The organism is Lactobacillus agrestimuris (assembly GCF_943193025.1).
Classification (GTDB): domain Bacteria; phylum Bacillota; class Bacilli; order Lactobacillales; family Lactobacillaceae; genus Lactobacillus; species Lactobacillus agrestimuris.
This window is the reverse complement of sequence record NZ_CALPCQ010000005.1, coordinates 88,266-99,889: the sequence shown is the minus strand read 5'-3', so window position 1 is coordinate 99,889 and position 11,624 is coordinate 88,266. Positions and strand designations below refer to the sequence as shown.

The window sequence follows — 11,624 nt, the reverse complement described above, 5'->3', positions numbered from 1 at the left end:
TTTCTGCAGGTTCAAATACCTATAGTCTCACAAGCCTTGATATAACAGCATCTTTTCTGCATATTTGCTGCAGGTTTTCTGCAGGTTCAAATACCTATAGTCTCACAAGCCTTGATATAACAGCATCTTTTCTGCATATTTGCTGCAGGTTTAAACACCTATAATCTCACAAGCCCTGATATAACAGCATCTTTTTTGCACATTTGCTGCAGGTTTTGCTGCAGATCTATCAAAATAAGGCGAAGCCACAATCGGCTCCGCCTTTTTGTTTATTCTTCTAATAACCAATCTTTCACATTTCTGTCTTCTGTAAAAGACATTAGTTCATATTTTCTAAAAGTGTCTTCCATAAAAGACATTAGCTCGTATTTTTCAAAAGTGTCTTCCGTAGAAGACATTAGCCCGTATTTTCTAAAAGTGTCTTCTACAAAAGACATTTACCCATATTTTCCAAAAGTGTCTTCCATAAAAGACATTAGCTCATATTTTCTAAAAGTGTCTTCTACAAAAGACATTTACCCATATTTTCCAAAAGTGTCTTCCGCAAAAGACACCCAAACGGCTTACTACATACCCACCAACCCTCCCTAACACAATATGAATCGTGGTAAGCAATAGAGCATATGTTTCAGGCATGTCGCCTGTACGCATGCTGATCCTTCAGCAATGACTACTACCTCGCAGGAGTTATAAACCTGTGGATCTTGCTCGAAGAATTTTGTACATTATAGGCTCCTTCATGCTGAAGCCTTTCTCTATTGCAGTTTTTTGTATTTTCAAGGAGGATTAGACCACATGAAGAAAAATTTAAGAATCGTTAGCGCTGCTGCTGCTGCTTTATTAGCTGTTGCTCCAGTTGCTGCTACTGCTGTTTCTACTGCTGACGCTGCAACTGTTGTTAATGCAGGTTCAGCAATCAACACTAACACTAATGCTAAGTATGATGTTGACGTAACTCCAAGTATCTCAGCTGTTGCTGCAGTTGCTGCTAATACTACTACCAATACTCCAGCAATCGCTGGTAACCTTACTGGTACTATTTCAGCAAGTTATAATGGTAAGAGCTACACTGCTAACTTAAAGAATGATGCAGAAAATGCTACTATTACTGAAGGTACTAGCACTACTGCAGTTAAGCCAGCTGACTTGAAGGCTAACACTGCTTACACTGTAACTGTTAAGGATGTATCATTTAACTTTGGTTCAGAAAACGCTGGTAAGATTATTACCCTTGGTTCAGCTAACTCAAACGTTAAGTTCACCGGTGTAGACAGCGATGGCAAGACTGAAACTAATGTATCAACTTTAAAGGTTAAATTAGACCAAAATGGTGTTGCAAGTCTTAAAAATGTTTCAATTGCTAACGTATACGCAATTAACACTACTGATAACAGCAACGTTAACTTCTACGATGTAACTACTGGTACTAATGTAACTACTGGTAGCGTATCAGTAAATGCTGATAATCAAGGTCAAGTTAACATTTCTAGCGTTGTAGCTGCAATCAATTCTAAGTACTTTGCTGCTCAATACGCAAATAAGAAATTAAATACAGTTAATGTTAATGTTGAAAATGCAGTTAAAGATGCTTTAAAGGCAGCTAACATTGAATCAAATGCTGTAGGTTACTTCAAGGCTCCAAGTACACTTACTGTTAACTTGAAGGCAACTTCAAATACTAATGGTAAGTCAGCTACTTTGCCTGTAACTGTAACTGTTCCTAACGCTATTTCAGATTCAGTTCAAAGCACTTCAAAGACTATTATGCACGCATCATACTACTACAACAAAGAAGGTAAGCGTGTAGGTACTGACAAGATCGGTGCATACAACTCAGTAAACGTATTGCCAAACACTGTTCAAATCAACGGTAAGGCTTACTACCAAGTTGTTGAAAACGGTAAGGCTGTTGACAAGTACATCAACGCTGGTAACATCGATGGTACTAAGCGTACTTTGAAGAAGAATGCTTACGTATACAAGAACAACGGTAAGGCTAAGACTCAAAAGTCAGGCAAGAAGACCAAGAAGGTTCTTGTAAAGAAGGGTACTGAAGTAACTACTTACGGTGCTAAGTTCAACATCAACGGTAAGGCTTACTACAGAATCGGCCGTAACAACGAATACGTTAAGGTTGCAAACTTCTAAAAAGTAGTTAGCAAACGCTAATTAAACAAGAAAGTCGAAGCATTTAGCTTCGGCTTTTTTGTTGCTAGAAATAATCAAATAAGCGTTACATCGCAACTGATGTAACGCTTATTTAAAACTCCTAATTTTTCAAAACCTTCTTTAACTTATCAATAACTCGAATCTTAGACCTCTGCAGTCTCTTGCGATTTATCCCAGTTTCCTTACTGATAGTCGTAAACTTCTTACCGTCAATAATGTGTTCAAGCAGAACTTTTTGATCTAACTCACTCATCTTATTAAGTTCTGCTCGAATGATAATCAATTCATCCATGATTTGCTCTTTTCCTAGTTCTAATGCTCCATCAACTGAAGTTTGACGTTCGTTCCAGAGATGAACCTTGCGAACCATATCGGTAATTCGCCAAATGATCATTCTAAAAGTTCGTTTATCAACTTCTTCCGCAGTCATGTCAGGATGCTCTTCAATCATTTGAGCGTAAATAATAATTCCTTCTTGAAAGAGATCTTCATAGTTTGATGAAGTTGGCTTAATATGTGCCGACTTCAATGCTCCTGCTACTAATCTCTGATTATTCCATGCTTTGTTAAAGTTTTCTGGTTTAATTTTCATTTTGTGACTCCTAAATTTGTTGTCACAAGGCCTTGCGCATATAGAACTTTATCAAGATTAGAATAGTGAAACAAAACCAAGTAACTGTCTCGAAATGTCTATTAAATCAGCATTCTTATCTACCAAAATTACTTAATATGTTTAAGAATGTTGCTACATAGGGATCGATAATTGGTTACTTGGTTTTTAAAAATTTACAAAAAGATACAAAAAACCGCCATACACTCTTTAGACAAGTGTATAGCGGTTTTGTTTTAATGATGATTAGTTAATCTCTTAAGTATTCGATATGCTAAACCGTAGTCTTGAACTTTAACAATGTCATGTTCTTCAAGCACACGCTCGCTAACATAATTAATTCGATCCTTCATTACGTCTGATGTTACTGTTTGAATATCAGGAAGATCTTGAAGATTCGACTTCTTGCTTTTATGGTTTCTGCAGAGAATTGTTTTTCGATTATGAATTTTGACTTTACAGTCCAGCTCTGAAAGGTAGGATATTATCATTTGAAGTACATGAGAATTGCTTTTTAGATAAATTTCAAAGTTCTTCGCTAAATATTTAGTACATGGAAATTCAAAGATAATATCTTCATCTTCGATTGGAATAGTTTGAAAGAAGATTTTTGATCCTCTGATTTCATATCTATCAACGTAGCGTAGATTGATCCAATCTGTGCTTTTACGTCGATGTCCTGTTAGGGACAGGAAAGCTACAGGACCTAAAGCAATCATATGATGCCGACGTAACTTATGAAGTCTGGCAAGATACCGTTGAAAATCTAACTTTCCAATTAACTTAGTGTCCGAGAAGCGGTTGTTAATTTGCATACTATTTCGTGTCGATAGTACAATTCCTCGGTCTATGGTAATAAATACAGTCCTATATTTATCAAAGAGTGGATTCTTCGAAAAATCATAAGCAACCAACATTCTTTTATAGAAAATACAATCATTATCAATGGTATATTCTACTGAATGTTCTTTAATTACCTTTTCTACTACTTCTTTTGTCCAATGTGGATGTTCAGGGGCTATAACCTCTTGAATAGTGCGCATGGGCAAAATACCTTCCTTACTATATTAAATTTTATAACCTATTAGTATAAGTCATAGACATATAGAATACCATATTTAAAATTTTATTAAGAACTGTTATTTTTAGATTTTTTAAGAATAAGAGCAACAAAAAAAGCCGAAGCCTAATGCTTCGACTTTCTTGTTTAATTAGCGTTTGCTAACTACTTTTTAGAAGTTTGCAACCTTAACGTATTCGTTGTTACGGCCGATTCTGTAGTAAGCCTTACCGTTGATGTTGAACTTAGCACCGTAAGTAGTTACTTCAGTACCCTTCTTTACAAGAACCTTCTTGGTCTTCTTGCCAACCTTGTGGGTCTTAGCCTTACCGTTGTTCTTGTATACGTAAGCGTTGTGCTTCAAAGTACGCTTAGTACCATCGATGTTAGAAGCGTTGATGTACTTGTCAACAGCCTTGCCGTTTTCAACAACTTGGTAGTAAGTCTTACCATCTGCAAGCTTAACAGTAGTTGGTACTACAGTTACAGTGTTGTATGCACCGATCTTGTCAGTACCTACACGCTTACCTTCTTTGTTGTAGTAGTATGATGCGTGCATAATAGTCTTTGAAGTGCTTTCTACAGTAGCTGGAGTTACGTCCTTACCGTTTGGAACAGTAACAGTTACAGGTAAAGTAGCAGTTGCATCATTCATGTCTGAAGTTGCAGTGTAGTTGAAAGTGAATGACTTAGGTGCAACGAACCAACCTTGAGCATCAACTTCAACGCCCATAGCCTTTAAAGCATCCTTAAGGTTGTTAGTGTACTTAATCTTACCTTGGTTGTCAAGTTGGTTTGCGAAGTAACCATTTGCCTTGTTAGTACCAACTGGGATAGCGTTAAGAACTTGAGAAACGTTAAGCTTACCAGCGTCTGAACCAGCGTACATTTCGAAGTTAGCTGAAGTTACAGGTGCACCAGTGTTAGCGCTGAACCAAGTAATAACTTGTGGGTTAGCGAAGTTCTTAGCAACAGTAGTGAAAGTTACCTTATCTAAGTTGATAACACCGTTTTGGTTAAGGGTTACCTTCATGTCACCCTTAGCATCAGTACTTACAGACTTACCGTTTACAGTAGCAGTAGCTGAAGCACCCTTTGGGAAGTGTAAAGTTACTTCCTTGTTAGCGTTCTTAGTACCAAAGTTCAAACCAACACCGTTTAAAGTTACAGTGAAAGTGTCACCAGCAGCAGCTTCGTTTACTTCCTTGTTGAAGTTAGCAGCAGTGATTGATTCACCCTTGCTGTTCTTAAGTTCAAGGCTTGAAACACCTGGGTTAAGAGTTGAGGTAGCAGTAGTACCGTCAACAGTAACGTCAAATGAAGCTGAAACAGCAGCGTTTACACTAGTAATAGCGTTGTTAGTTACTGAAGTGTTTAATGAAATGTTTGGCTTAACGTTAACAGTTGAACCGTTTGATACTTCAGGAACAGTACCAATGTTGGTAGCAGTGTTAACTGCGTCAGCAGAAACAGTAGAAACAGCAGTAGCAGCAACTGGAGCAACAGCTAATAAAGCAGCAGCAGCAGCGCTAACGATTCTTAAATTTTTCTTCATGTGGTCTAATCCTCCTTGAAAATACAAAAAACTGCAATAGAGAAAGGCTTCAGCATGAAGGAGCCTATAATGTACAAAATTCTTCGAGCAAGATCCACAGGTTTATAACTCCTGCGAGGTAGTAGTCATTGCTGAAGGATCAGCATGCGTACAGGCGACATGCCTGAAACATATGCTCTATTGCTTACCACGATTCATATTGTACTAACCCTGAGCGCTAAAAGCAAGCCAAAAACGTTATTATTTTTTTATTGTAATAAATGTCACATAATATTTTTTAATAAATTCTTATGATTTAAATTAAATAATGGCCGATATAACAATAAAAAGCGAGAATACTCTCGCTCTTTATCATTTCATCATTAAATTTTTAAACACCTGAATTTTTACAGACATTTTTCAATAGTAACGCTCTTTGTAATATTTTTCATGCTCGTTTTTTGAACTTTTTGGCTATTTTCTGCGCTAAGTCCATGATCCCAAGTACTAGTTCTAGACTAGTCTTGCTTTGCCTCAGCATCCCCGTCCACAGTGAACACAGTGTTAACAGTACGTTCAACGTATGAAGCAGATTGAGGTTCTTGATAGAGAATCACTCCTTCTTTTTCAAAGATGTCAGCTTGCGCAATGTTGCCCATTTCTGCCTTAATCGCAGTTTCATCAAGCTGAGCCGGGTTAGTAATAGTTAAGTTGGTCTTCTTACCTTCTGAGTTCTTAAAAGTTAATCTCAATGTGTTAGTTTTTGCGTTCATTCTTTATTTCTCCTTATTTTCAACTCATGTATGCTTTTTTAAGCTACATCCCCGTAATTTACGGCATTTTTTGTCCACTTTCTTAAGATTAGTCAGTGATTTCAATATCTCGCTTACTAATTTCAACAATGCTCTTCAAGTTATCGCCTTGAAGCTTAGCTAGAGATGTCCCTACCTTATTAATTGCTTCATCACTTGCATCAGCTTTCAAGTGCTTGAGCTCACGAGCAACTTTCTTGTCACCATATTTTTCTGTGTTAGCGAACTTGTACTGAACTGACTTTTCCATTAAATTTGAATCCATGTTTTTACCATCCTTATATAATGTAGTTTTGACTTGTAGATATAGAACATTTTGTAATCAATCATGCGCGCTAGATGTCTTACACTAATACATACGAAATTAACCGCAAAAATGGGACACTTAATTTTGAAAAAGCTTAATTTCTTTCTCTATGAAAGTTATTACATTGTATTTATAATGTTAATAAAGGGAGGGGAAAATATGAAAAAGTCACTTATTTGGCTAATTATTGCGGTAATTATCGTCTTCACCGGTGGGACTATTTGGGTAAGTAATAACCATTCAGATCCTGCCCACTCTTCTAACTACAATCAAGCTATGTCCGATGGTAAAGCGGCCGCTAGAAACCTTGAATATCGTAAGGCCGCTAAGTACTTCGATCAAGCTTACGAAATAAAGAGTACAAAGACGGCCCTTAATTCTAGTAAGCAAGCTAACTTACTGGCTAATGCTGTTACTCAAGCCGACAATTATCATTTCACTCGTGCTATTACTAACGCTAATGATGCCGCTAGTATTGCAGATGGCTATTCAATTATGAATGACCAAGCCACGAAGCTTTCTAGCAATCTTCAAGAAGTAAAAAGCAATATTGATAATGAAGTTAAGCCGCTGCTAGTCAAGGCTGATCAATACACTAAGAATAAAGATTTTCAAAATGCCAGCTCCACTTACCAAAGTGTCATCGATCTTCCTTATATAAAGGAAAAGTATTATCAAAAGTATCTCAAACAGGCTCAAGATTCGCTTAAAGAAGTTCAGAAGTTGCAAGATGAAGCCGACTCAAATGAGCAATCAAGTTCAGATGAGGAATCAGCTCAATCCAGCTCATCTCAATCAAGCGAGCAATCATCTAGTGCAAACCATCACGCTATGGGCGATCATACCGTTAATGGCAAGGTAGTTGATAGCGACACAATTAGCCAGATTAAGAAGCGGCTTGATTCTCTTGGTTACAATTCTGCTGCTTGGAGTCCACAAGACATGATCGATCTTTACCGTGTAGTTAACAATCAAAACGGAAAATCTACCCCTGAAGACATTACCAAAGATGATGTCGAAAGTTATTTAAAAAGATAATATATAGAAGAAATACGTCTACTTTTTGGCAAAATGTTGCCTTTACTGCCTAAACTCGGTAAAATGAAGGTTGATTTACCGATTTTTTTATAAAAAAGGAGTGCCCTAAATTGACTGAAGAAGAAAAAAACACCAATCAAAAGGCCGAAGAAGAAAAAAAGGAAGATTCAAAGCCTGACATGACCGTTGTTATGCCTGAAGCTGAACGCGTTACTATGGATCCTGAAGTTTACAAGGAACAACCTGATTACATGAAGGTATTCGCAAGCTTCTACATTTCCCATTTCGACTTAGATGATTTGGAAATCATAAACTTATACGACAAGAATCACAATACTGTTGATATTAACAAGTACATCCTTTACAACAAGCACTTCTCACGTAAGAACTTGGTTAAGCATGTACTTCAATACCACGAACACAACTTCAAGGCTCTTCTTGATGAAATTGTTGCTGACGAAGGTATCAATCCAGAATCAATGGTTACTTATGACGCTTGGGAAGATTGGTACGAAAAGCGTCGTGGCAAGATCGAAGGTTCATTGTCATAATATTTACGCATTCAAAAAGACGTTCCGTTTGGAGCGTCTTTTTTTGATGTTTATTTGTAGTACTTGTTAACTATTTTTTGAATTTCGCTATCACTTAAATTAGAATTCATTCTTTTAGCTAACTCAATAGCCCTTTCTCTGCTAGCGCCATTTGTTTTTAAGTAATCAAGCGCACTTATAGTAGCAGCTAGCTTTCCTCGTTCTTCTCCGCTTTTTTCCCCTTCTCTGCGTCCTTTTTCTTCACCCAACTGCTCATGCTCCAGCATTTTTGTCTCGTAGTCACTTAACATTGGTATCTCCTTTTAAAAAAGTCGGAGTTTTAGCTCCAACTTTCAAGTTCTATTTATTTGTAATACTTATCAACGATTTTTTGGATTTCTTCATCACTTAAACCGGTATGTTGGTGCTTAATGAAGTCTAAGATTTCATCTCTTTGGAATCCTTTAGCCTTCAATTGTGGCACTGTATTTTCAGTTAGATTAATAGATTGCTCACGTCTTCCCCGTTCTTCGCCTAGCTTCTCTCCTCGTTCTTCACCCAACTGCTCACGCTCAAGCATCTTTGTCTCGTAGTCCATAATTTGATCCCTCCTTATTGGATCTTCATTAATTTCTTCGATCTTCTTCTGAGCATAATCGAAGTGTTTACTTCCAACGATTTTTTCACCTCGCATTAGCTTCACTAAGTTCTGAAGATCTTTACTATTGCCATCTAATTTACCTTTTGCATTAATGATAACTTTAGTTGAATTAGTTGGCAACATTGATGATCTATCCTGATCCTCGTACTCATGATAAGAATAGCGAAGTCTACCTTTACCTGGAAAATCGAAATCACATAGGAAGATAATGTAGGCTTCTTTGAGATCTCGATACGACTTTTTCTTCTCCAAAGTATAATGAGCATCAACTTTAGAAAGATAATATCGCATTCGCTTACCTAAATTATCTTCATCCGCAATTTGCATTTCTACATCATAGACTCGACCATCTCTGTCCGTTACTAAAATATCTAGTCTGACATCCTTACTTTCCCGATCTGGATTGTTGAGCTCCTTTTGGAGGTATAAGTTCTCAACCTTCGCAATCTCAATCTCGGGCAAAACCGTCTGCAAGACAAAGCGGCAGAATTCCATATTCTCCATTACCCAGCCGAAGACCTTATCTTCGGTGAAGCCATAGAACTTCTTGTGATCATCTGTACTCATTGCACACCTCTTTAAAAATAGTAGGGAAATTATCCCTCCATACTTAGATACGCAAAAAATCTCAAAAGTTCCGTGTATTTAAGTAATTACTTTTTCTCTTTTTGTCATCAAAATAGTTATGCTCAAAAATTTAATATTTAAAGACTTGCATAGTTTACTTAAATAGACGAAAATAGATATGTTTTATGGGAATGTCGAATGGCATTCTTTTTTCGTAAAAATGGAAAATTTTCGTTTGAGGAAGTACTAATATGTCAAAAGATTTACAAAAAAAGACAACCGCCGCTGGTTTGTTGATCGCCATCGGTATTGTCTACGGTGATATCGGTACTAGTCCACTTTATGTTATGAAGTCAATCGTTGCTGGTAACGGAGGCATTGCCAATGTTAACCGTGACTTTATTATTGGCTCTATTTCATTAGTTCTGTGGACTGTTACCTTGCTTACTACCCTTCAAACTGTGTTTATTGCCCTCAAAGCAACTAACCACGGTGAAGGAGGAATCTTTGCCTTATACGCTTTGATTCGTAAGCGCGCCAAGTGGCTTGTTCTACCGGCTTTAATTGGTGGGGCCGCGATCCTAGCTGACGGAACTTTAACTCCAGCTGTTACTGTAACAACTGCAATCGAAGGTCTTAAAGGCATGCAGTTCGGTGGTAATGTTCCTGTTAATACGCAGGAAATGGTTATTATCATCACCGTTATCATTCTGCTGTTTCTTTTTGCAATTCAGCGTATGGGTACAAGTATTATTGGTAAAGCATTCGGACCAATTATGTTTATCTGGTTCACTTTCTTAGGTGTAATCGGTGCGATGAACATGGTGGGTGACCTTTCAATTTTGAAGGCAATTAATCCAATTTATGCAATCAAATTATTATTCAGCCCATATAACAAGGCAGGAATCTTTATCTTAGGTTCAATCTTCCTTGCTACTACTGGTGCCGAAGCTCTCTACTCAGATGTTGGTCACGTTGGTAAAGGAAACATTATTGGTTCATGGCCATACGTTTTCGTCTGCCTTGCCCTCAACTACTTTGGTCAAGGTGTTTGGATTTTAAACAATCCTGGCTACCACACTACCGGTGATTTCAATCCATTCTTTGAAATCATCCCTGAAAACATCCGTTTAGCAGCAATTATTCTTGCAACTGTTGCCGCTGTTATTGCTTCTCAAGCTTTAATTACTGGTTCATTTACTTTAGTAGCTGAAGCCAGTGGTCTTAAGTTCTTGCCAAGAATGAATATTATTTATCCATCTACTGAAAAGGGTCAAATTTACATCCCTTCAGTTAACAAGATGCTCTGCTGTGCTACCATCGCCTTAGTTCTTTACTTCAGAACTTCAGCCCACATGGAAGCAGCCTATGGTCTTTCAATCACCATTTCAATGCTGATGACAACCATCATGCTTTTCGAATGGCTACAAATGAAGGCCAAGAATATTCACATGACCTTCTGGAACTGGATCTTCTTGATCTTCTTTGGAGCCCTCAACTTGATGTTCATGATTTCAAGTTTGAGTAAGTTTACTCATGGTGGTTATGTATCATTACTTATCACCGGCTTTATCTTAGGAATCATGTATGTATGGTTCTATGGTAATAAGATTCGTGATAAGCGTGAATCACATAACGCTTATGTTCGTCTAGACGAATATACTGATATGTTGACCAATTTAAGCCACGATGATGATTATCCGACTTACGCTACTAACGTAGTATATATGGCTAAAGTTAAGTACAACAAATTTATTAAACGTGAAGTTTTATACTCAATTCTTGATAAACGTCCTAAACGTGCCAGAGCCTATTGGTTCGTAACTGTTAATGTTACTAATGAACCATTTACTGCTGAATATGCAGTTAATACCTATGGCACTAAGAACGTGATCAACGTTCAGCTCTTCTTAGGATTCAAGAAGCAAACCAGTGTGAATGTTTACATTCGTCAAATTGTTCACGATTTAATTGCTGACGGTACAATTGAACCACAGCCACAAGAATACACCACTACCCCAGGTCGTGATGTTGGTGACTTCTCATTCGTTATCGTCAACGATGTAATCAGCCCACAAACCCAACTTCATGGTTGGGAAAGATGGATGGTTGAAACTAGGGTCTGGCTTCAAAACCTTTCATCAAATCCAGCTTCATGGTTCGGTTTAGAATTTGCGGATACCGTTGTTGAACGTGTTCCACTTATTTTAGGACGACCAAATCCTTCACACATTAAACGAGTAGCTCCAAAGAACTTCTCAAATATGAAGACTAACGATGAATAATTAAAGATATAACAAAACGCCCAAGCTAGTATTACTAGCCTGGGCGTTTTT

12 protein-coding genes are annotated in these 11,624 nt (G+C 37.4%); 4 read left to right on the top strand and 8 right to left on the bottom strand.

The features are described 5' to 3' along the window. Positions 1 to 269: 269 nt before the first annotated feature. Positions 270 to 437: a hypothetical protein gene (locus NFR82_RS02610; RefSeq protein ID WP_251716593.1), complete on the bottom strand. Its 168-nt coding sequence runs from the start codon at positions 435 to 437 to the stop codon at positions 270 to 272. Positions 438 to 795: 358 nt separating this feature from the next. Here NFR82_RS02610 and NFR82_RS02605 point away from each other — a divergent pair, with 358 nt between their 5' ends. Then, positions 796 to 2,148, top strand: a complete 1,353-nt coding sequence (locus tag NFR82_RS02605; protein WP_251716592.1) for an SLAP domain-containing protein — start codon at positions 796 to 798, stop codon at positions 2,146 to 2,148. 121 nt (positions 2,149 to 2,269) lie between these two features. Here the strand turns inward: NFR82_RS02605 and NFR82_RS02600 are convergent, their stop codons facing one another. From NFR82_RS02600 to NFR82_RS02580, 5 genes are all read right to left on the bottom strand, one after another. Next, positions 2,270 to 2,761, bottom strand: a complete 492-nt coding sequence (locus tag NFR82_RS02600) for a sigma-70 RNA polymerase sigma factor region 4 domain-containing protein (RefSeq protein WP_251716591.1) — start codon at positions 2,759 to 2,761, stop codon at positions 2,270 to 2,272. 254 nt (positions 2,762 to 3,015) lie between these two features. Further along, positions 3,016 to 3,822, bottom strand: a complete 807-nt coding sequence (locus NFR82_RS02595) for a hypothetical protein (RefSeq protein WP_251716590.1) — start codon at positions 3,820 to 3,822, stop codon at positions 3,016 to 3,018. Between the two features lie 189 nt (positions 3,823 to 4,011). Next, positions 4,012 to 5,394 (bottom strand): SLAP domain-containing protein, encoded by a 1,383-nt coding sequence (locus NFR82_RS02590; RefSeq protein WP_251716589.1) that lies wholly within the window; start codon positions 5,392 to 5,394, stop codon positions 4,012 to 4,014. A 497-nt stretch (positions 5,395 to 5,891) separates the two neighbouring features. Then, positions 5,892 to 6,146, bottom strand: a complete 255-nt coding sequence (locus tag NFR82_RS02585) for a DUF2922 domain-containing protein (protein ID WP_251716588.1) — start codon at positions 6,144 to 6,146, stop codon at positions 5,892 to 5,894. 88 nt (positions 6,147 to 6,234) lie between these two features. Next, positions 6,235 to 6,450, bottom strand: a complete 216-nt coding sequence (locus NFR82_RS02580) for a DUF1659 domain-containing protein (protein WP_251716587.1) — start codon at positions 6,448 to 6,450, stop codon at positions 6,235 to 6,237. A 201-nt stretch (positions 6,451 to 6,651) separates the two neighbouring features. Here NFR82_RS02580 and NFR82_RS02575 point away from each other — a divergent pair, with 201 nt between their 5' ends. Both NFR82_RS02575 and NFR82_RS02570 read left to right on the top strand, forming a co-directional pair. Beyond that, complete coding sequence (locus NFR82_RS02575) at positions 6,652 to 7,530, top strand: hypothetical protein (protein ID WP_251716586.1); 879 nt, start codon at positions 6,652 to 6,654, stop codon at positions 7,528 to 7,530. Positions 7,531 to 7,640: 110 nt separating this feature from the next. After that, complete coding sequence (locus NFR82_RS02570; protein WP_251716585.1) at positions 7,641 to 8,081, top strand: hypothetical protein; 441 nt, start codon at positions 7,641 to 7,643, stop codon at positions 8,079 to 8,081. Positions 8,082 to 8,131: 50 nt separating this feature from the next. Here the strand turns inward: NFR82_RS02570 and NFR82_RS02565 are convergent, their stop codons facing one another. Together NFR82_RS02565 and NFR82_RS02560 are read right to left on the bottom strand one after the other, a co-directional pair. After that, entirely contained in the window at positions 8,132 to 8,371 is a 240-nt protein-coding gene (locus NFR82_RS02565) for a hypothetical protein (protein ID WP_251716584.1), read from the bottom strand. Between the two features lie 53 nt (positions 8,372 to 8,424). After that, entirely contained in the window at positions 8,425 to 9,288 is an 864-nt protein-coding gene (locus tag NFR82_RS02560) for an Rpn family recombination-promoting nuclease/putative transposase (RefSeq protein WP_251716583.1), read from the bottom strand. 251 nt (positions 9,289 to 9,539) lie between these two features. Between NFR82_RS02560 and NFR82_RS02555 the strand changes: the two genes are divergently transcribed. Further along, the gene (locus NFR82_RS02555) at positions 9,540 to 11,573 is read left to right on the top strand and encodes a KUP/HAK/KT family potassium transporter (RefSeq protein WP_251716582.1); all 2,034 of its coding nucleotides are present in this window, start codon (positions 9,540 to 9,542) and stop codon (positions 11,571 to 11,573) included. The last annotated feature ends 51 nt before the right edge of the window (positions 11,574 to 11,624 follow it).